This is a genomic window from Arthrobacter sp. 35W, from assembly GCF_000482545.1.
GTDB lineage: Bacteria > Actinomycetota > Actinomycetes > Actinomycetales > Micrococcaceae > Specibacter.
Genome location: NZ_KI519454.1, coordinates 1,222,677 through 1,241,943, shown reverse-complemented (window position 1 = coordinate 1,241,943; position 19,267 = coordinate 1,222,677). Strand labels below are relative to the sequence as shown.

Genomic DNA, 19,267 nt, shown 5'->3' with positions numbered 1-19,267 from the left:
TCACCATGCCGCGTTAGGGTTCCTCCGAACGCACCTGTCTGAAAGGCGCTCCACCATGACGTTGACCGATTCCCCGACCACTCGTGCTGTAAGCACCCGGCTGCCCCTCGTGGTACCGCTGCTGGCGGTCGGGACCTTCCTGATGATCACGACGGAGTTCATCGTCGAGGGTCTGATCCAGCCGATGGCATCCGATCTTGGTGTGGGGGTGGCGCAGATCGGCCTGCTGATCACGGCGTTCGCCGTCGGGATGATCGTGGGAGCGCCCGGGATGGCGGTCCTGACGTTGCGGCTGCCGCGGCGGGCGACGCTGGTCGCGGCATTGGCCGTGTTCGCGCTGGGGCACGTGGTTGCCGCGCTGAGCTCCTCGTTCGACGTCGTCCTGGCCGCGCGGGTGCTGACGGCCCTGGTCACCGGCGCGTTCTGGGCTGTCGCATCCCTTGTCGCGACGAAGGCGGCTGGTCCAGCGGCAGGCTCGCGTGCGCTGGGCGTGATGATGGGCGGCGTAGGCTTGGCCACCATCGCCGGTGTGCCATTGGGGTCCTGGCTGGGGCAGTCGATCGGCTGGCGGGGCGCGTTTTGGGCCATCGCGGTGCTGGCCACCGTCGCGGCCATCGTCATCGGCCGGCTTGCCCCCGCGGATGTGAAGGGCGAGACCGCATCCATTCGTTCGGAGCTGAACGCGCTGCGCGATGGCCGTACCTGGCTGCTGCTCGGGGCCACAGCGCTGATCAGCGGAGCGGTGATGGCGACGTTCAGCTTCATCTCCCCCCTGCTCACCGACCGGACCGGGATTCCGGTCTGGGCGGTGCCACTGGTGCTTGCCGGCTTCGGCGTCGGGGCGCTGATCGGCACGAACGCCGGCGGCCGGTTCGGCGACCGGCACCCGGTGAGGACATTCGTGGTCGCAGCGCTCATTGCCGGTGTGGTGCTGCTCCTGCTGATCCCCCTGTCGGCGTTCGCGGCGGCCACTGTCGTGCTCGTGTTCTTGCTCGGGATCTCCGGCATGGCGATCGCAACCGGAATGGCCGTGGACTTCGCCCGGAACGCACCAACCCTCGCAGCCGCTCTGGCGGTCTCCGCATTCAACGCCGGCACCGCCATTGGATCCGTCGCCGCCGGTGAGGCGCTCAAGTCCGGTCTCGGCAGCGTCGGCCCTGCCGCGGTCAGCGTTGCCATGGTCGTCCTCGGCCTGGTCCCGCTGGCTGTCCTCGCCGCGAAAGAGGCCCGCCGGGACCGGCCAGTGCTGGGCGCAGCATGATGACGCGGGTGTTGACTCTTCTGTTCGCCATTGCCGGGGGTGCTGCCGCCGGCAACCTCTACTGGACCCAGCCCTTGCTCGGTTTCATCGGTGAGGACCTCGGCGTGGGCACCGCGGCCGCCGGGTGGCTGGTCACCGCCACCCAACTCGGCTATGCCCTCGGCATCCTCCTGGTGGTCCCACTCGGCGATGTCCTCGACCGCCGCAAGCTTGTGCCCGCCGTCCTCGGTGCGGCGGTGGTTGCCCTGACGGCCAGTGCCCTGGCACCGAATTTCGGCGTCCTTCTGGCCGCGAACGCACTGATTGGATTGACGACGGTGTCCGGCCAGCTGCTCACGCCTCTCGCCGGAGACCTCGCCGACGACGCCACGCGGGGCCGGGTCATCGGCACCGTCGCCTCCGGGATGCTCACCGGAATTCTGCTCTCCCGCACCATCAGCGGCCTCGTCGCCGATCTGGCAGGCTGGCGGGCGATCTTCGCAGCCGCGGCGATTGCCGCCGCCGTCTTCGCCATCATCCTCAGCCGGCGCATCCCCACCATGCCGGCCAAGGCGAGCATCGCGTATCCGTCCCTGATCGCATCCGTCTTCCTTGCCGTCCGCCGCGAGCGCGCCGTCCGCTGGACCCTCGCCCTCGCAGCGACCGGCTTCGCGGCCTTCACCATGTTCTGGACGTCGCTGACCTTCCTGCTCAGCTGGCCCCAAGCCAGCCACCACCAACACTTACAGACGGTTCACGCAGGTACATTTGAGCAATGACGACCGACCTTAGAGTGCGTAGCGCTGAGCTAGGGGATGTTCGAGGGCTGGCGAGAGTCCACGTGGACACCTGGCGCGAAACCTACCGGGGACTGATGAGCAATGCCGCATTGGACGATCCCTCACTCTTGAATTGGCGCGAAAAGTTCTGGGAGGCAGCCTTAACCGATCCAAAGTACAGTCAGAACACCATCGCTGTCGCTTCGACAGAAGGCACACTGGTCGGTATTGCCATGTCGGGCCCCGCCAGTGAAGACGCAGACACACCACAACAGTTGTTCGTCCTCTACGTGTACGCCGCGTTCCACGGTTCGGGTGTAGGCGCCGCGCTACTCGATGCCGTTATCGACCCGACCGCGCCCGCTTCACTTTGGGTCGCCGACCCTAACCCGCGCGCCCAAGCCTTCTATCGAAAGAATGGCTTTAACAACGACGGGACAGTGGGAATCAAAGACGACGTGCGTTCAGTCCGAATGCTCCGAGCGAACCAAGCAGCAAACGTCCGACAACGGTTTCTGTCTGGGACAGAGGTCTTTCCATGCCCGGAAAGTCGGGAACCTACCGAATTCCGCGTTCTCGGGGTTTGGGTTGCGACACGTGGCGTTGAAAACCAGCAGTTCAGTGGGCCTTTTGCACACTGTCAAAAGGGGTCGTTTCCGGTGTGATCGCGTCTCGTGCTCGGTGAGGGTTGGCACAAGGGTCCCCCAATACGTCGGGAATGTCATGGCAACTCTGGTCGAGCCGTCACTCGCAGGGGCCGGAATCGTAGGGCGGCCACCCCCGACCGGAAGTCATGGCGATCCACAAGCTCGAGCCGAATGCGCTCGCGCAAACCGGCGAGCAGCGAAGGCCCGTGTCCGGCGAGGACGGGCTGCACAAGGAACACGTACTCGTCGATCAGTCCCAGATCTGCCAACGCCAGCGGGAGCTTCACTCCACCCACGAAGAGCCCTTCGCCTGGCGCCTGCTTGAGCCGTTCAACCGCTGGCCCCAACTCTCCTTTCACCAGCTCGGCGTTCCAATCGACCTCGCTCAGCGTGCTCGACACGACGTACTTCTTCGCCTGGTCGATGGTCTCGGCGAACGGGATCTCCCACTCATCCATCCAGTCAGGCCACATACCCGTGGCCGGCTTCCGCCACGCCGACTCCATCATCTCGTATGTCGTACGACCGAATAACAGAGCATCCGCCCGCGCCATCTCCGCGGTCCAATAGCCCATCGATTCCTCGTCCGGAGCAAGGCCTGCCTCGTGGTGGCAGCAGCCGTCGAGTGTGACGTTGATGGAATATCGAAGTGGTCTCATCTCGCTGCTCTCCCTCGATGCGCGCCATTCTTCACCGACGCCCGATCCCACCTCATTATCACCGCCGGGGTGCGCGCCGTAAACGTTCGTTTCTCAACCGCCGTTCGCACTACTATCACTCGGCTTGGGGCGCGGTGGCGCTGAGCCCTCCTAGGAGCGCACGGAGGCCGGCCTCGAACTCGTGGTCTGGGCCGAGAGCGGCAACTCGCTGCGCCGTATCGATGAAGTGCCGTGCTGCTGCGTCGGTGCGATCGGTAGTGATGGCGATTTCTCCGCCGTCGCGGGCAGTCTGCTGTTCGATGGCGGAACCGATCGTGTACCGCGAGACCGCGATCAGGGCCAATATTGAGTCCGTCCCGCTAAAACCCGCCTTCTCCAGGTGGGCGACCTGGGCGATCGCATTGTCCAGACCGGGGCTTCTTGAGCCCGTGGAAGCGATCAGCCTGGCACCGTCGCGAACACTCAGCATGGCCCGGCGCAGGCTCCGAGCGTTCCTGGCAACGAACTCATCCCAGCGCTCCCCCGCCACCGGAAGACGGTCCGTGTGCCCTCGATCGAGAATCTCCTCCGCAACAGCGTCGAGCAGTTCAGCTTTGCTGGCAAAGTGGCGGTAAAGACCCGGCTGCCGCACAGCAAGGTGCGCCGCTATCGCGCGGAGCGAGACCCCCTCCAGCCCGTGCTCGTCCAGTACGGCAATTGCCGCGGCGATGATTGACGGCCTGGTCATACGTCGCGGATAGGGCATTGCCTCAGATTACCCTCTTGAAGGGCAAAGTTATCACTGATAGCCTTCAGGTCATCGAGGCGAAGAGTGCAACGATGTCTCAAATGAACACTCGGAGCGGAACGGTGGTGAAGAAGCCGCGCGAGCTACTCGACGTGGGCGACCACCTAGTCAAGGACGCCGGCGAGGAACCCCGCAGAACCTGATCGCCCGAGATTTCACTTTTCCCAAGCCACTCGAACAAGAAGGGAACTCACCGTGAAACTCACCGTCAGCATGCAGGTCACCCTGGACGGAGTTGCTCAGGCGAACGGCGGCAACAACGAAGAGATGGACCCCGGATTCACGCGAGGCGGCTGGGCGCTCCCGCTCAACGACGGCGAGGCCGTGCAGTACATCCTCGACACATGGCAGAGACCGGACGCGTTCCTGCTCGGCCGCAAAACGTACGGGCTGTTCGAGACGTTCTGGGGTGCCCGAAGCGACGACGGCGGCTTCGGCACGGCGATCAGCTCGAAACCGAAGTACCTTGTCTCCACCACCGTGACCGATCCGACGTGGGCGCAGACAACTGTCATCTCCGGCGATGTCGCGGCCCGTGTGCGCGAGCTCAAGGCGCAGCCCGGCGGCGAGCTGCTCGTGGTGGGCAGTGCGGCGCTCGCCCGCTGGCTCCTCCAGAACCAGCTGGTGGATGAGCTGAACCTCGTCCAGTTCCCCGTGATCGTCGGCGAGGGCAAGCGGTTCCTCCCGCAGAACGGCCTGGACTTCGGGCTAAAGCTCCTTGATTCAACTGTGTTCAGCACCGGCATCGTTGCGCTCACCTACCGCGTGGGCGACCGCCCCGAGTATGCCTGAGCCGGAATGCGGCGCGGCCAGTGGCTCGCGGCGCTCCATGCTGCCACGCGGGTAGGCTCCGCCGCCGACGTCGAACCCGGCCGGCGCCATGGCCGGTCCCGTGCTGCTCAGCCAACCAGGAACGGATCAAGGAACTGCTGGCAGCTCACCTTCGCTGCCTGCTGGAGGAATAGCCGCGGCCTGCTCACCCTCGGGACGGAGCTGGATGTCCTTGTCCAGGTACTCGGTGATGGCGCGAAGTGTTTCCGGCGAGACGTCGCCGAGCGTGCGTGCCGCGAAGGACTTGACCCGGGCCGCGCGCAGAGACTTCACGAACGCGAGCTGCGAATCAATGCGATGCGGCAGCTCGGAATCTGATTCGCCTAAAAGGTAGGCGGGGTCGACATCGAAGATCCTGCAGATCGCGGACAGCAGCCGGGGATCCGAGACCAGGCGGCCGGTGCCGTCCTTCATATAGAACCAGCGGGCCCGCGACAGGCTGATGCCCTGCGCTGCCAGCTGGTCCTGCACCTCACGGAAAGTCACTGGAGTTCCACGCTCGGCCACGACGACGTCCAGCAGTAGATTCAACCGGCGGGCCAGAACCGACTGGGCAGACTGGTCCACTGACGTGGCCTCGCCCTCATCCCCCATGGCCGGCTCCTGGTCTCGGTCGCGACGACACCGCCGACCGACGATCAGTGCGGTGCGCCCTAACGGTCCCCAGTATTGCGCGACAACGATGCTGCCGCAACGCGGCGGCCTACCGCCTCATCAGGCGCGGTCATCCGGGCCAACTCGGCACTGGCACCATCCAGGCCAGGCATTCTGCATGCGCACACTGCGCGCTGGCAGGCGGCCAATCCAGCGGAACTCAGGACTTGGCACGAATCCAGATGGAAACAGGCTTCGATGGACGTCGGGCTTCACGCGATGGACGAGCATGGATGATGAGCGCGACAAAAAGGAAATGGATGTCCACCGCGCCATGGGGATTTCGTGTCAACACTTTGGCGGGTTTTGTCCGCGGGCCAGAGGCCCAGAAAATGCCGCAACCACCCCGGCGGCCGGTGCCGCTCCCCCACCACAAGGTCAACGGATCAAAACAATGCACTTGTCACCATTCGGTGACACCATGGCGAACGGAGGGGAGCCCCAACATGCCACCGGAAACAACCATCGACGCCAGCCACGCCGTCGTGGCCGGCGACTACGATCTGGCCCCTGACTAGTTCAACACCAACGCCGCGGCCAACTTCACCTCCGAAGTCGACCACTAGGAGACTGCTGAACTATTCGGCCCGAGGTCGGTCCGCTGGCGCCCCGGGACGCAGCGCTCTCGAAAACGTGACCGGCTTCTGGCGCGAGGGCAGCCAGGAGCCAAAGACAATAGCGCTAGTCGATCGCGATCATGACGTCTGAGGCCTTGACGACAGCGTAGGCCTCACCACCGACCGTGAGCTCAAGTTCGTCGACGGCTTCGTTGGTGATGGATGCTGTGATGACAGATCCTTCAATCTGGATGCGGACGTGCGCGGTCGTCGCCCCCTGGGTGATCTCAACAATGGTGCCCTTGAGGCGGTTGCGGGCGCTGATCTTCATCGATGCTCTCCTTGGCTCTAACCGGTAGCTGCTTCCACGTTCATTCGGAACGAGGCCCAGTCTAGTGCCCGGTCCAACCACCGGAACATGGGTTGCTGCGGCCTATCACAGCGCCGTCATCCCACGCCCTGGTGATGGCGACGGCAGGACGGGGTGCATACCCTGACAATCTGTGAGGTCCCGGTGTGCCGCCGCTTCGATGACGCCTCGAAGGCACCCCCTCGCCGCACATTTCGGATGAATCCCCGAGGGCTGGGTATTGCCGGCTTCCGCCACTTGTTCTATACCTAATAGAACAAGTGGCGGGAGGTGGGAGTGATGATCCTCAACGTCGATCTGGCCAGCGAGGTTGCGATCTACCAGCAGCTGCGGGACCAGGTTGTGGAGGCGATCGCCGACGGCGCGCTGGCCGCCGGTAGTCCATTGCCGGCCACCCGAACGCTCGCTGCAGACTTTGGAATCAACTTCCACACTGTGAACAAGGCCTACGACCTCCTGCGCCGGGAAGGCCTGATCCAGCTCAACCGCAAGACCGGCGCGGTGGTGACCCGCACGGTCGCCGGCCCGCCATTCCCGGCTGAGTGGACCCTGCGGGCCCGGACCCTGCTGGCCGAGGCCGTCGCGAGAGGGCTGCCGGCCGACGAGGTTCTCAAGACCTGCCAGTCCATCCTCAATTCATTTGCTACCACGCAGCCTGAGGACGCCCGATGACCGTGGCCATAGCCCTGAGCGCCGCGTTGTCAGCCATGGTGCTCGCCCTCGCCCTGGTGCTGCCATCGATAGGCAGCCCGACTGTGCCCTTCGGGGTCCGTGTGCCGGCACAGCACGCCGCTGACCCGGTGGTGGCCCGGCAGACCCGCATCTACCGATGGCGGGTTCTCGCCGGCGGCGTTCTGGCGGCCGGAATCTGCGTGGCAATCTTCGCCGCCACGGGTGAAGTGCTGCTGCTGCCATTGTCGGTCCTCGTGCTCAATGGCCTCTGGTGGGGCTGCTTCGTTCTGGCCAACCACGAGATCCGGGCCGCCAAGGCCGCCGGGGGCTGGTACGAGGGGTTGCACCAAGGCATCGCGGTGGACACCTCGCTGCGGACCGACCCACCGCGGTTCCCCTGGCTCTGGCTGGCACCGGCCGTGGTCATCACGGCCGTGACGGCGGCGATCGGCGTCATCATGTACCCGTCGATGCCCGCGATGCTGGCCGTGCATTACGGCACCGGCGGGGCGCCCACCCGGTTTGCCGAAAAATCGGTGGGCACCGCGTTCTCGCTCGTGTTCGTCCAAATCGGGGTGACGGCGCTGCTGGCAGGCCTCGCGGCGGCCATCCTCCGCAGCAGGCCCGACATCGACCCGGCGAGCCCGATGGTTTGGGCAAACTGGTACCGCCAGTACATGTCACTCGGGGCGAAGGCCTTGCTCGGCTTGCTCGCCTTGATCGATCTGGGGATGTTCGGTGCGTCGCTGTTGATGTGGACCGGGACGGCTGCGTTGTGGTCGAGGCTGCTGGTTGTGCTGCCGATCCTTGCCGCCGCAGCCGTGGCCGTCGTAGTTCTGGCCCGGCACAACCGCACCGGGGACGACGGCGAGGAGGACACCGGGTTGACCCACCGGGACGATGACAAGTACTGGCGCGGTGGCCTGTTCTACATCAACCGGGAGGACCACTCACTGCTGGTTCCACGCCGGTACGGTCTGGGATGGACGCTCAACTTCGGCAATCCCAGGGCAGCCATGATTCTGGCCGGCGTCGCCGCGCTGATCGGCCTCGTCGTCACCCTCCGCATTGGCGGCTGACCGGCTCTCCAGAAGCCAGCCCCCGTCCTGTCCCTGTCCCATGTCGGTGCGCCGGGCAGAACTCGATGCGCTGGCGGGACTCCCCTTCGCCCGCGGATTCTGGCTTGAATCCACCTACGATTCGTCGGGGAAGGTCCAGATCCCCACATTGGTCATGGTCGCCACCGCATCCTCAGCCAATGAAGAGCAACAGCGCGAAATAGACCACTCCACCTACCAGGCAATAGATGGCGAACGGCATCAACGTCCGGGTTTCAAAGAACCGGAGCAGGAACTTGGTGGAAAACCAGGCGGCAACCGCCGCGGCGACGGCCCCGACCAAGAAGGCACCGCGTTCATCGGCCATGTCGGGACCGAAGACCGCCGGCAATTTCAGCAACGCGGCGGCGCCGATGATCGGGGTCGCCAGCAGAAAGCTGAAGCGGGCTGCATTTTCATTGGTCAACCCTGACAGCAGGCCTCCAACCATCGAGGACCCTGATCGGGAAATGCCGGGCACCAGTGCCGCAGCCTGGGCCGCTCCGATGCCCAGGGCCTGCTTCCAAGACAGTGTGGCAATCTGCGCGTCCGACGCCGAAGCGTCGGCAGGCTGCACCGCGGCCTTCGGCTGGTCCCTCGAACGCAATCGTTCGGCGGCGAAAAGCACCAGGCCATTGACCACCAGAAATGCTGCGGCGATGAGCGGGGATGCGAACAGCGTACGGATCGGCTTCTCCAACACCAGGCCCAGAATCCCGGCCGGGACGGTGCCCAGAACGAGCAGCCAGCCAAGTTTCGCGTAGGTGTCCGACGAGCCGATCTTCCGGTCCCGGAGGGAACGGCCCAAACCTTTGAAGATTTCGATCCAGTCCCTGAGGAAGAACACGAACAGGACAATGGCAGTGGCCAGATGGGTGGCGATGAGGAACGTCAGGAAGGAAGGGGCATTCTGATCCAGATTCCAGCCGAACAGCCGCGGCAGAATGACACTGTGTCCAAGGCTGGAGATGGGGAAAAGTTCCGTGATCCCCTGAAGCAGGCCGAGAATGGCGGCCTGGATGGTATCTATCATGACGTGACCGTATCAACTTGCGGTTTCCAGCAGGTGAACAGCCTCGGACAGGCAAGAATGGTCACCAGGCTCCCCGCCAGGGGCTGGAGTTCTACAGGGAGATGAACCATGTCAGAAAACCGAAACGGCCTGCCGGCCATATGGGCCGACGGCCTCGGCCGGGCAGGCATCAGGTCAGCGCAAACCCTTCTCGTCATCGCGCTTTCCTGGGTCGTCCTTTGGTCCATCACCAGGGTCCCTTTGGTCGTGATCCCGGCCACCATCGCGCTCATCCTCGCGGCCGCCATCGCACCCCTTGTGGCCTGGCTGGCCGAGAAAGGATTGCCCCGTTCAGTGGCAACAGTCGTTTCCTTCGTGGGCATCCTGGCCGTGTTCGGCGGGATCGTCACGGGCATCGTCGCCCTGATCCGGAGCCAATGGAAGGAACTGGCATCCCGGGTGCTTTCCGGGGTCGACCAGCTCCATCATTTCCTCAATACCGGCCCGTTCCCGGTCAGCGACCAACAACTCAACACCATTCGCGAATCGCTTCAGAAGTTCTTCACCAGCAGCGACTTCGGAACCCAGGCGCTCACCGGAGCCAGAACCATCGGAGAAATCCTTGCGGGCATAGTGCTGATGGCCGTGACATTGTTCTTCTTCCTCAAGGATGGTGAGAAGATCCGGGCCTTTCTCATCGCGTTCCTGCCCGCCGCCCACCGCCCCAAGGCACATCTGGCGGCTGAACGCAGTGCCGCCGTTCTGGGTGGCTACGTCCGCGGCACCGCCATCGTTGCCGCCATCGACGGCCTCGTTGTCGGCGTCGTCCTGGCCATCATGGGCGTGCCCCTGGCCCTGCCGCTGGGCGTGTTTGTTTTCATTGGCGGCTTCATCCCGATCATTGGCGCCACAGCGGCCGGAACGCTGGCTGTGGGCGTGGCTCTGGTCTCCAACGGTCCGGTGCCGGCGTTGGTGGTCCTGGCCGTGGTCATTGCGGCAAACCAGCTCGAGCACCACTTTTTGCAGCCGGTCCTGATGGGCCGTGTCCTGAACATCCACGGCCTTGCCATCCTGTTGGCCCTCGCCGCGGGAACCTTCCTGGCCGGCGTCGTCGGCGCACTCCTTGCCGTACCTTTGACCGCGGTGGGGTGGACAGTCATCAAGACCCTGAGGGGACCGGCCGCTACCGTGGCCGAGGCGGTTGGCGACGCTGGCGTACCCGAGGAAGAGACTCCCTAGTGGCCCAGCCGGGATTGCCGCCGCTCCCAGGGGTTGGCCCACTGTCGTCGAAGAGTGCAGCCTCGAGCCCACTGCCACAGTGAACTCGTCAAAGGCCCGGGTCCTTCGGAGCCGCCACCCAGTCGCGGGCAATCACCTGCCGCGCGGCCACCAACGTCACCCTGTGGTCGCAGACGGCTTTGTGCAGGGTGTCTTCGGCTTCATCTTTAGGAGCGGCGGTGCCGCATGACCCGGGCCAGTGCCACAGCCTCGCTCCACTGTGCGGACCAGTCTTGGCACCGGGCAGTTGTTCATCCGAGGTCTAAAAGAATCCTTGGAGTTCTGTCGGCACCGCGCGGACCGCTGGCTACACTTTTCAATATGGAGTCCTTCGCCGCAGAAGCCCTGATCAATGCCGATTGCTCGACCGTTTGGGACATCATCACGGACGAAGGGAACTATACCCTCTGGCCCTCCGGCATTGTGTGGATCGAGGGCGAGATCGGTCATGGCTCCACGATTAGGATCCGCACGGCCAACGGCGGCCGTCGGACCCTTCGAGTGCACGTCCACCAAATCCCCGGCCAGGAGATGATCTGGACCGGCGGCATGCCCTTGGGGCTGTTCACCGGGGTGCGCACCTTTACGATCACCGCCCAGGACCGGATGACACACCTTCACGTACGGGAGGACTTCAGTGGCCTGCTCCTGCCGCTGGTCCGGAAGACCACGTCAGGTCAGGGCCACTTCTGCACTGAGTATGTCAATGCCGTCAAGGCGCGGGCTGAGATGTTTCCCTGGCCCCTTCCCGAGCACGGCCCATAGTCTCCTACCAGCGTCTTGCCGCCATGCCGGCCTGCTCCCGTCCTTGCATCGTGCAGCCAACGAGACGGCCGAGTTCCCTCCACAAACGCCGTGCCTGGCACCGCGGACAATCCGCCGTCGACCCCGAGAAGGGAACCGCCGCACGTCTGGAGGGCGTATCCCAGCGGCTCACCGCCGTCGGCGACTGCACGAGGGCGGCAGCGGCAACGCCGGTTCTCTAACCCTTGCCGCCGTTCAATGGCCTGCCTTTGAGGTCCGCCCCAAGGGCAGCCGAAAAGTCCAAGGCCACTGTCGCCGCAAGGGCGCCGGCTTGTTCCAGATGCCGGCCAAAGCGTTGTTTGGGTGCGCTGACGTTGATAGCGGCCACGATCCGCTGTTTGAAGTCGTACACCGGAGCCGAGACGCCAACCACGCCCGACTCGAATTCCTCGTCCACCACCGCGTAGCCGCGGCGGCGGATGAGCGAAATCTCGGCGCGAAGGTCATCAAACGTTTGGATCTTGTTGGGCCTGTGGCCTGCCGGCTGCGGCTGCCCGGTTTCCAAGGCCAGCGGGGAAATTGCCTGCAGTGCGGTGGCGTTGGCAACGTTGGCGTCGTACCACCCCCGCAGTGCGGCACTGTCCCAGTCGCTGACCAGCACCCGGCCGGACGATGTACCCCACGCATCCACACTGACACCTTCCCAGCCCAGGGCGCGATAGGTGTGGTTGGACATTTCGCTCTTCAGAGTCAGGACCGTTCCTCCACGCAGAACGCAAAGGTGCGTCGTCTCGTGCGTGGCCGCCGAGACTCGCTTGAGGAACGGCGTCGAGGCGCTGACCATCCTCGCTTCTGCAGTCCTGGCCGCAAGAGCGTACAACCCATAGCCAAGGCTGTACTGGAGCGTGTCAGGATCCCGGCTCACCAGGCCAACCTCGGCAAGGGTGGCCAGAGTGCGCGAAACCTGCGCCTTGTCCCGGCCGGCGATCTCCGCCACTTTGCTCACGCCCAAACCTGACGCGGCTGCGGCTTGGGGTGAACCCAGGATTTCAAGGAGCTCAAGGTCTCGCCGCAGTCCCGATGAATTGCGCCGTGCGGAGCCGGATGTGGTGGAAGCTGTTAGGTCGGTCACAAGACGACCATAGCAATCTCGTGTTGACATATCAACAACTCATATTGCGCATACGGGAACCAGAGCCGTACGTTGGTGATGTGGCTCACGCAGATGTGGAGCCTGTCCTTGACCCGACGAAGTGAAAAGGAGGATCACGTTGAACAACTCGTTCTTCTCGGACTTCGGTTTGTTCCTCACGAAGAGATCGGCGGACATCGCCGAGTCGGCAGCCGAGCATCTTGTGGTTGTTTTGGTGTCCCTGCTGATCGCCACCGTCGTCGGCGTGGGCATCGGGGTGCTCGTCTGGAACCGCCCGATTGCACGGTCGCTGTCCATCGCCGGTGCCGGCGTCGGCCTCACCATCCCGTCCATGGCCCTGCTGGCCCTGCTGATCCCGGTGCTGGGACTGGGCTGGGTCCCAACGATCGCTGGACTCGCGTTCTATGCCCTGCTGCCGATCATCCGCAACACCGTCGTTGGGCTGAGCGAAGTCCCGCCGGCCGTATCGGAATCGGCCCAGGGCATGGGCATGGGCCCGGTCAGAACGCTCTTCCGCGTGCAGCTGCCGATGGCCTGGCCCGTTGTCCTCACCGGCGTCCGGGTATCGGCCCAGCTGTCCATGGGCATCGCCGCGATCGCGGCCTATGTGGGCGGTCCTGGCTTGGGCGAAATGATTTTCAAAGGCCTCTCCAGCCTCGGTTCCAAGAACGCCCTGAATTACGCCCTCGTCGGAACCGTAGGCGTCATCCTTCTCGCCCTGCTGCTGGATGCTGCATTCGTCCTCATCCGCCGTCTCACAACCTCAAGGGGACTTCGTGTCTGAAACAAATTCCCGTCCGGCCGCTGGCGCCCGGATTGTCCTCCGGGACGTCACCAAGACCTACCCCGGCCAGGCCGGCCCCGCCGTCGACTCCTTCTCCATGGACATCGCCCCCGGTGAGCTGATCATGTTCGTGGGCCCCTCTGGCTGCGGCAAGACCACCACCATGAAGATGATCAATCGCATCATCGAGCCGACATCCGGATCCATCACCATCGACGGTGAGGACGTGCTGTCCCTGGACCCGAACGAGCTGCGGCGCCGCATCGGCTACGTCATCCAGCAGATCGGCCTCTTCCCGCATATGACCATTGCCGAGAACATCTCGGTGGTTCCCAAGCTGCTGAGCTGGGACAAGAAGCGCACCCGGGACCGCGTCGAAGAGCTGCTCGCCGTCGTCGAGCTGGACCCCAAGACGTACGCCGCGCGCTACCCGCGGCAGCTTTCCGGCGGCCAGCAGCAGCGCGTCGGCGTGGCCCGCGCTCTGGCGGCCGATCCGCCCGTCATGCTGATGGACGAGCCGTTCGGCGCCACCGATCCAATCACCCGCGAAAAGCTGCAGACCGAGTTCCTTCGGCTGCAGGAAAAGCTGAGCAAGACCATCGTTTTCGTCACGCACGACTTCGACGAGGCCGTCAGGCTCGGGGACCGCATCGCCGTCCTGTCGGAACGGTCCCAGATCGAGCAGTTCGACACCCCGGCCAACATCCTGGCCAACCCGGCCAATGACTATGTCTCACAGTTCGTCGGCCACGGCGCCGCGCTCAAGCGGCTGGGCCTGATCCCCGTGAACCAGGCAACCCTCGGCCCGGCCGTCCCCGTCCGCGGTGCCATCGAGGTCGGCATCAACGACTCCCTCCGCAATGCGCTCGATCTACTGGTCCTCTCCGGCGGAACACCCGTGGCAGTGGTGGATGCGCACGGCAGGGTCGTCGGCTCGATCGACATTGAGCGGATCTCTGCAGTCTTGGGTGCTGAGATCGTCCCCAGTGCCCTGACTGGAGCCCGGCCATGACCGTCCAAGCCAGCCGGGACCTCGCCACCGCGTTTGGCACCGCCTCAAACCGCCGCGGCCGCTATTTCTCGTTCAAGCGCATCGGCACCCCTGTGGTGATAGTCGTCGTCCTGCTCGCGTTGTACTGGTGGCTCTCCACACTTGCCCTGGACTCGATCGAGCTGCGGACGCTCAACTGGGACTACCTCCTGGAGCGGACCTTTGAACATCTGCGGTTGACGGTTGTGGCGTCCGCCATCGTTGCCGTGCTGGCCATTCCGGCAGGCATCGCCCTGAGCAGGATCCATTCCCGCGCCGTCCACGCCATCGTCTTCGGCATTGCGAATGTCGGCCAGTCCACCCCCGCCATCGGCTTGGTGATTCTGCTGGCCATCGTCTGGAAACTCGGCTTTGAGGTCGCGCTGGTGGGCCTGGTCGCCTACTCGATCCTGCCCGTCCTGCGGAACACCCTGGTCGGCCTTCAACAGGTTGATTCGAACTTGACCGAAGCTGCGCGCGGAATGGGCATGCGCCCCCTGCAGGTGCTGGCCCAAATCGAACTCCCCTTGGCCATCCCCGTAATCGTTGCCGGGCTTCGAACTGCACTGGTGTTCTGCGTCGGTGTGGCCACAGTGGCAACCTTTATCAACGCCGGCGGCCTCGGCGACATGATCGTCAACGGCCTCAAGCTCCAACGCTGGCCTGTATTGATCACCGGCGCCGTTGTGGTCTCCTGCATCGCTCTGACCATCGACTGGCTCGCCGGGCTGGCCGAAGACCTCCTCAAACCCAAGGGCCTCTAACCCTGGCTCTTAGCCCTGAAATGCTCCACCCCACCTCCCGTCGCCATTGAACCGCAGCGAAGCCCCGCGGCGGCGCCTGCCCACTCCCAGCAAAGGATCCACAATGAAGAAGCCATTGCTCGCCCTCATGGCCACCGGCATTGCCGCCACGTTGGCGCTCACCGCCTGCGGCGGCTCCACCTCGGCAACGACAGACGCCAAGGGCACCGAACTGGACGGATTGACAGGCGTCTTCGGCGCCAAGGACTTTTCCGAGCAGTTCATCCTCGCCAACATCACCAGCCAGGTCCTCAATGCCCACGGCGCAAAGACCACCACCAACACCAGCGTCGTCGGCTCGGCCAACGTCCGCACCGCCTTCGAGTCCGGCCAGTTCGCCGGCTACTGGGAATACACCGGCACGTCCTGGATCACCTACAACAAGCAGACGACACCCATAAAGGACAAGACGGCGATGTTTGATGCCGTCAAGGATGCCGACGCCAAGAAGGGCATTGCCTGGCTTGACCCTGCACCGCTGAACAACACCTACGCCTTCGCCATCCGCGAGGACAAGGCCAAGGAATTGGGCATCAAGTCGCTCTCCGATGTGGCCAAGCTGCCGGCCAGCGAGCAGACATTCTGCATGGAAAGTGAATTCTCCACCCGTGACGATGGATGGCCCGGGCTGAAGAAGGAATACGGTCTGAGCCCGGACGCGAAGATCTCCATGCTGGACACCGGTGTCATCTACACGGCCACCCAGAAGGGCCAGGACTGCAACTTCGGCGAGGTCTTTGAAACCGACGGCCGCATTTCCGCCCTGAAGCTGCAGGTCATGGAGGACGACAAGCAGTTCTTCCCCATCTACCAGGGTGCACTCACCATCAAATCCGACGTGCTCGCCAAGTACCCGGCCATTGCCGAGGTCATGGCCCAGGTCTCCCCCAAGCTGACCACCGCCGTCATGCAGCAGCTCAACGCCAAGGCCGACGTCGACGGCGACGACCCTGCCGACATTGCCGCCGAATGGCTCAAGTCCGAAGGCCTGGTCTAACCATGGCACCCGAAGCACAGACAGTGCAGATTGGTGAGTCCTTTATCGGGGCAGGCGTCAATGCCGCCCACGTCAACACCGTCCTGGGCCACCGGGACGGGCCGGTGGGCACCGCATGGGCCACGGCCCTGGCAACACCGAGTGCCGGCCACGTCCCCTTCGTCACCGTGCTGCGGCCGTCCCTTCCGGTCAAGCCGCTCACGCTGTTTGTCACCAAAGCGGCTCCGGCCAATGACCGCCACGGCAACCTCATCTGGGGTGCGGCGCAGGCTGGAATTGCGGCCGGCGTCGCTGACGCCCTCGCCAACGGCACCATCTCGGTGGAGCTGGCGGACTCGCACGCCATCATCGCCGCCGTCTGGGTCAACCCCGACGCCGACGACGACGAGGCCGTCTACAGCAACAACCGGGAATCCGCCCGCACCGCCCTTGAGAACGGCGCGCGGCAGCTCCCGGACACGGCAGCCGTCATCGAGGCACGCAACACACCGTCAAATCCCTTCTTCACCCCGCGAGGCTGACAACAATGAAGATCACCACCATCCGGCTGACACGCATGGTCCTCCCCCTGTCCCCACCCTTCAACGCCGCCTGGGATCCGGTACCGCGGACCTCCTTCGCTGCCACATTGGTGGAGGTGGAAACAGATGAGGGAATCACCGGCGTCGGATCCGGGGACACCATGGACGGCTTCGAGGCCTTTGAGCACCTGTTCATCGGCACCGACCCGCTGGCCATCCTCAACCAGGTCCGCAGGATCGAAACCATCAACTTCCACGGCGGCCGCTACTGGCCACTCGAGGCGGCCCTCTGGGACATCATTGGCCAAGTGGCCGGACTCCCGGTCGCAACCCTCTTCGGCGGGGCACGGGACCGCCTCGTGGCCTATGCCTCCTCCGGCGAGCTGAAATCCCCCGCCGCCCGGGCGGAATCAGCCCTGGCCGCCAAGGACCAAGGCTTCAAGGCTATGAAGATCCGCATCGCCCGCGACCAGCTGGAGGAAGGCGTCGCCTCAGTCCGTGCCGCCCGCGAGGCAGTGGGCTCCGGCTTTGACCTCATGGTGGACCTGAACCAGATGTGGCGCATGAGCGGTGACATTGAACCGGCCCTGGAGCTGGCCAAGGTCCACCGCCTTGCCAGCCAGCTGGCCGAACTTGATGTCCGCTGGCTCGAGGAACCGCTGCCGCAGGCCGACATCAAAGGCGCCCAGCGGGTGCGCGAGCAGACGGGCATCCAGGTCTCCGGCGGCGAAATGGTTCGCAGCATGCCCGAAATGATGGCCCTGATCGAGGCCGACGCCTACGACATCTACCAGCCGGATGTGGCGTTGTCCGTGGGCATGTACCGGGCCCGCCAGGTGGCCGAAACGGCCAACCTCAAGCACCGCGCCTTCACCCCGCACACCTGGAGCAACGGGTTGGGCCTGCTCGCCAACCTGCACGTGGCCGCCGGTGTGGACGCGGGACCGTATCTGGAATTCCCCTACGACCCGCCGGGATGGACCCCCGAGCGTCGGGACTTCTTCATGGAGCCGCTCACCATTGACCCCGACGGTACGCTCCGCGTCCCCGACCTCCCCGGACTGGGCGCCGTCATTGACTACGACGCCGTCAAGAAGTACACGGTCTAGGAGCACCTGCCATGACAACCAAGCACGACTGGATCCAGCGGGCCGCCGCCCAGGAACCGTCCACGGGCCTCTACATTGACGGCGGTTTCCGGACCGCCCGCAGCGGTGAAACGTTCCCCACCGTCTCACCCCGGGACGGTTCGATGACCGCCCAGGTCGCTTCCGCCGGCGAGGCTGACGTGGACGACGCCGTCACCGCCGCCCACCGGTCATTTGAGGCGGGCGTCTGGTCCCGGACCGACCGGCGGCACCGCCAGCAGGTCTTGACCCGCCTGGCTGACCTCATCCTGGCCAACGCGGAGGAACTCGCGCTGCTGGAATCAACGGACAGCGGACACCCGATCGGCGATGCCCTCGCCGTCGACGTCCCCAGCTGCGCCCGCACGTTCCGCTGGTACGCCGAGGCTCTGGACAAAGTCTACGACGACGTGGCACCCACCCCGCGCAACGCATTGGCCCTCATCTCCAGGGAACCGCTCGGTGTGATCGGCGCCGTCGTCCCGTGGAACTATCCACTGATCATCTCCGCGTGGAAGGTCGCGCCGGCCTTGGCGGCAGGCAACTCCGTGGTCCTCAAACCCTCCGAACAGACGAGTCTGAGCGCCCTCCGCCTGGCCGAACTGGCCACCGAGGCCGGCCTGCCGGACGGTGTCTTCAACGTCGTCCCAGGACTGGGCCACGTGGCCGGCGCCGCGCTGGGCCGCCACCCGCTGGTGGACAAGATCACCTTCACCGGATCACCGGAAGTCGGCAGGTACTTCCAGCGCTACGCCTCCGAATCCAACGGCAAGCAGGTGGCCCTTGAGCTGGGCGGCAAGTCCCCCCAGGTGGTGCTGAAAGACGTCGGCGACATCGCCGCCTGTGCGTCCGCCGTCGCCTGGGGCATCTTCTACAACGCCGGCCAAACCTGCCACGGCGGCTCCCGGCTGCTGGTGGACGAACGGGTCCACGACGAACTGGTCGAGGAGGTTATCAAGGTGGGCCGCTCGCTGGCGCTCGGCGACACACTGGACCCTGGAACGCAGATCGGCACCATCATCGACGATCAGCAGCTGCACAACATCCTGGGCTACTTCGAGATCGCCGAGTCGGAAGGGATCACCATTGCCTCCGGCGGCACCCGGGTGCGGCCGGCCGGCGTCGAAAGCGGCTGCTACCTGGAGCCCACGGTCCTGGACCGGGTCAACAACTCCGGGCGCATCGGCCAGGAGGAAATCTTTGGCCCCGTCCTGGCGGTGAGCACGTTCCGCGGCGCCGCCGAGGGCGTCCGCATGGCGAACGACTCCAAGTACGGCCTCGCCGCGAGCGTCTGGACCCAGAACATCACCACTGCCCACACCGCGGCGCGGGAACTGCGCGCCGGGACCGTCTGGGTGAACACCTTTGACGTTGCAGACATCATCACACCCTTCGGAGGGTTCAAGGAATCCGGCTTCGGCCGGGACCGTTCCCTGCACGCCCTGGACGCCTACTCCGCCCTAAAGACCACCTGGATCAACCTGGGTGACGACCCCCTGGATGAGGACTAGTTCCTTGGAAACGA

21 protein-coding genes are annotated in these 19,267 nt (G+C 64.8%); 15 read left to right on the top strand and 6 right to left on the bottom strand.

The features are described from left to right. Positions 1-55: 55 nt before the first annotated feature. From K254_RS21895 to K254_RS25250, 3 genes are all read left to right on the top strand, one after another. On the top strand, positions 56-1,261 hold the full coding sequence (locus K254_RS21895) for an MFS transporter (RefSeq protein ID WP_051388874.1): 1,206 nt from the start codon (positions 56-58) through the stop codon (positions 1,259-1,261). 8 nt (positions 1,262-1,269) lie between these two features. After that, entirely contained in the window at positions 1,270-2,019 is a 750-nt protein-coding gene (locus tag K254_RS21890; RefSeq protein ID WP_051388873.1) for an MFS transporter, read from the top strand. 95 nt (positions 2,020-2,114) lie between these two features. Beyond that, entirely contained in the window at positions 2,115-2,684 is a 570-nt protein-coding gene (locus tag K254_RS25250; RefSeq protein WP_231391752.1) for a GNAT family N-acetyltransferase, read from the top strand. A gap of 56 nt (positions 2,685-2,740) precedes the next feature. Here K254_RS25250 and K254_RS0105260 read toward each other — a convergent pair whose 3' ends face one another. Both K254_RS0105260 and K254_RS0105255 read right to left on the bottom strand, forming a co-directional pair. Beyond that, complete coding sequence (locus tag K254_RS0105260) at positions 2,741-3,325, bottom strand: dihydrofolate reductase family protein (protein WP_026554479.1); 585 nt, start codon at positions 3,323-3,325, stop codon at positions 2,741-2,743. A 115-nt stretch (positions 3,326-3,440) separates the two neighbouring features. Continuing rightward, positions 3,441-4,070, bottom strand: coding sequence for a TetR/AcrR family transcriptional regulator C-terminal domain-containing protein (locus K254_RS0105255; RefSeq protein WP_035749032.1), 630 nt, complete (start codon positions 4,068-4,070; stop codon positions 3,441-3,443). Between the two features lie 237 nt (positions 4,071-4,307). Here K254_RS0105255 and K254_RS0105245 point away from each other — a divergent pair, with 237 nt between their 5' ends. Further along, positions 4,308-4,904 carry a dihydrofolate reductase family protein gene (locus tag K254_RS0105245; RefSeq protein WP_026554476.1) on the top strand — a complete coding sequence of 199 codons (597 nt, stop codon included), beginning with the start codon at positions 4,308-4,310 and terminating at the stop codon, positions 4,902-4,904. Positions 4,905-5,030: 126 nt separating this feature from the next. Here the strand turns inward: K254_RS0105245 and K254_RS21885 are convergent, their stop codons facing one another. Beyond that, positions 5,031-5,537: a hypothetical protein gene (locus K254_RS21885; protein ID WP_051388871.1), complete on the bottom strand. Its 507-nt coding sequence runs from the start codon at positions 5,535-5,537 to the stop codon at positions 5,031-5,033. A 741-nt stretch (positions 5,538-6,278) separates the two neighbouring features. Next, the gene (locus K254_RS0105235) at positions 6,279-6,485 is read right to left on the bottom strand and encodes a TOBE domain-containing protein (protein ID WP_026554475.1); all 207 of its coding nucleotides are present in this window, start codon (positions 6,483-6,485) and stop codon (positions 6,279-6,281) included. A 318-nt stretch (positions 6,486-6,803) separates the two neighbouring features. Here K254_RS0105235 and K254_RS0105230 point away from each other — a divergent pair, with 318 nt between their 5' ends. After that, a complete protein-coding gene (locus K254_RS0105230) occupies positions 6,804-7,196 on the top strand; it encodes a GntR family transcriptional regulator (RefSeq protein ID WP_026554474.1) in 393 nt (130 codons plus the stop codon). Next, on the top strand, positions 7,193-8,275 hold the full coding sequence (locus K254_RS0105225; RefSeq protein ID WP_026554473.1) for a DUF1648 domain-containing protein: 1,083 nt from the start codon (positions 7,193-7,195) through the stop codon (positions 8,273-8,275). Before K254_RS0105230 ends, K254_RS0105225 begins: the two co-directional genes overlap by 4 nt. Positions 8,276-8,447: 172 nt before the next feature. Here K254_RS0105225 and K254_RS0105220 read toward each other — a convergent pair whose 3' ends face one another. After that, the gene (locus K254_RS0105220; protein WP_026554472.1) at positions 8,448-9,326 is read right to left on the bottom strand and encodes an undecaprenyl-diphosphate phosphatase; all 879 of its coding nucleotides are present in this window, start codon (positions 9,324-9,326) and stop codon (positions 8,448-8,450) included. A 108-nt stretch (positions 9,327-9,434) separates the two neighbouring features. Between K254_RS0105220 and K254_RS21880 the strand changes: the two genes are divergently transcribed. Next, a complete protein-coding gene (locus K254_RS21880; protein WP_051388870.1) occupies positions 9,435-10,544 on the top strand; it encodes an AI-2E family transporter in 1,110 nt (369 codons plus the stop codon). 360 nt (positions 10,545-10,904) lie between these two features. Further along, complete coding sequence (locus K254_RS0105210; RefSeq protein WP_026554471.1) at positions 10,905-11,348, top strand: SRPBCC family protein; 444 nt, start codon at positions 10,905-10,907, stop codon at positions 11,346-11,348. Between the two features lie 217 nt (positions 11,349-11,565). Here the strand turns inward: K254_RS0105210 and K254_RS21875 are convergent, their stop codons facing one another. Then, a complete protein-coding gene (locus K254_RS21875) occupies positions 11,566-12,489 on the bottom strand; it encodes an IclR family transcriptional regulator (protein ID WP_051388868.1) in 924 nt (307 codons plus the stop codon). Between the two features lie 109 nt (positions 12,490-12,598). Between K254_RS21875 and K254_RS0105200 the strand changes: the two genes are divergently transcribed. The 7 genes from K254_RS0105200 (at position 12,599) to K254_RS0105170 (ending at position 19,253) form a co-directional block, all read left to right on the top strand. Further along, positions 12,599-13,264, top strand: coding sequence for an ABC transporter permease (locus K254_RS0105200; RefSeq protein ID WP_026554470.1), 666 nt, complete (start codon positions 12,599-12,601; stop codon positions 13,262-13,264). After that, a complete protein-coding gene (locus tag K254_RS0105195; RefSeq protein WP_026554469.1) occupies positions 13,257-14,276 on the top strand; it encodes an ABC transporter ATP-binding protein in 1,020 nt (339 codons plus the stop codon). Before K254_RS0105200 ends, K254_RS0105195 begins: the two co-directional genes overlap by 8 nt. Further along, on the top strand, positions 14,273-15,058 hold the full coding sequence (locus K254_RS0105190) for an ABC transporter permease (protein WP_026554468.1): 786 nt from the start codon (positions 14,273-14,275) through the stop codon (positions 15,056-15,058). Before K254_RS0105195 ends, K254_RS0105190 begins: the two co-directional genes overlap by 4 nt. Positions 15,059-15,161: 103 nt before the next feature. After that, positions 15,162-16,094: a glycine betaine ABC transporter substrate-binding protein gene (locus K254_RS0105185; RefSeq protein WP_051388866.1), complete on the top strand. Its 933-nt coding sequence runs from the start codon at positions 15,162-15,164 to the stop codon at positions 16,092-16,094. Positions 16,095-16,096: 2 nt separating this feature from the next. Next, complete coding sequence (gene fae / locus K254_RS0105180; RefSeq protein WP_026554466.1) at positions 16,097-16,615, top strand: formaldehyde-activating enzyme; 519 nt, start codon at positions 16,097-16,099, stop codon at positions 16,613-16,615. A 5-nt stretch (positions 16,616-16,620) separates the two neighbouring features. After that, on the top strand, positions 16,621-17,724 hold the full coding sequence (locus K254_RS0105175) for a mandelate racemase/muconate lactonizing enzyme family protein (RefSeq protein ID WP_026554465.1): 1,104 nt from the start codon (positions 16,621-16,623) through the stop codon (positions 17,722-17,724). Between the two features lie 11 nt (positions 17,725-17,735). After that, on the top strand, positions 17,736-19,253 hold the full coding sequence (locus tag K254_RS0105170) for an aldehyde dehydrogenase (RefSeq protein ID WP_026554464.1): 1,518 nt from the start codon (positions 17,736-17,738) through the stop codon (positions 19,251-19,253). The last annotated feature ends 14 nt before the right edge of the window (positions 19,254-19,267 follow it).

Excerpts from the sequence above, each read along its gene's own strand:
- K254_RS21880 (WP_051388870.1), top strand. The coding sequence starts at position 9,435 with ATGTCAGAAAACCGAAACGGCCTGCCGGCCATATGGGCCGACGGCCTC.
- K254_RS0105235 (WP_026554475.1), bottom strand. The coding sequence starts at position 6,485 with ATGAAGATCAGCGCCCGCAACCGCCTCAAGGGCACCATTGTTGAGATC.
- K254_RS0105230 (WP_026554474.1), top strand. The coding sequence starts at position 6,804 with ATGATCCTCAACGTCGATCTGGCCAGCGAGGTTGCGATCTACCAGCAG.
- K254_RS0105225 (WP_026554473.1), top strand. The coding sequence starts at position 7,193 with ATGACCGTGGCCATAGCCCTGAGCGCCGCGTTGTCAGCCATGGTGCTC.
- K254_RS0105175 (WP_026554465.1), top strand. The coding sequence starts at position 16,621 with ATGAAGATCACCACCATCCGGCTGACACGCATGGTCCTCCCCCTGTCC.
- K254_RS25250 (WP_231391752.1), top strand. The coding sequence starts at position 2,115 with ATGAGCAATGCCGCATTGGACGATCCCTCACTCTTGAATTGGCGCGAA.
- K254_RS0105255 (WP_035749032.1), bottom strand. The coding sequence starts at position 4,070 with ATGCCCTATCCGCGACGTATGACCAGGCCGTCAATCATCGCCGCGGCA.
- K254_RS21895 (WP_051388874.1), top strand. The coding sequence starts at position 56 with ATGACGTTGACCGATTCCCCGACCACTCGTGCTGTAAGCACCCGGCTG.
- fae (WP_026554466.1), top strand. The coding sequence starts at position 16,097 with ATGGCACCCGAAGCACAGACAGTGCAGATTGGTGAGTCCTTTATCGGG.
- K254_RS21875 (WP_051388868.1), bottom strand. The coding sequence starts at position 12,489 with ATGTCAACACGAGATTGCTATGGTCGTCTTGTGACCGACCTAACAGCT.
- K254_RS0105210 (WP_026554471.1), top strand. The coding sequence starts at position 10,905 with ATGGAGTCCTTCGCCGCAGAAGCCCTGATCAATGCCGATTGCTCGACC.
- K254_RS0105170 (WP_026554464.1), top strand. The coding sequence starts at position 17,736 with ATGACAACCAAGCACGACTGGATCCAGCGGGCCGCCGCCCAGGAACCG.
- K254_RS0105185 (WP_051388866.1), top strand. The coding sequence starts at position 15,162 with ATGAAGAAGCCATTGCTCGCCCTCATGGCCACCGGCATTGCCGCCACG.
- K254_RS21885 (WP_051388871.1), bottom strand. The coding sequence starts at position 5,537 with ATGGGGGATGAGGGCGAGGCCACGTCAGTGGACCAGTCTGCCCAGTCG.
- K254_RS0105190 (WP_026554468.1), top strand. The coding sequence starts at position 14,273 with ATGACCGTCCAAGCCAGCCGGGACCTCGCCACCGCGTTTGGCACCGCC.
- K254_RS0105220 (WP_026554472.1), bottom strand. The coding sequence starts at position 9,326 with ATGATAGATACCATCCAGGCCGCCATTCTCGGCCTGCTTCAGGGGATC.
- K254_RS0105260 (WP_026554479.1), bottom strand. The coding sequence starts at position 3,325 with ATGAGACCACTTCGATATTCCATCAACGTCACACTCGACGGCTGCTGC.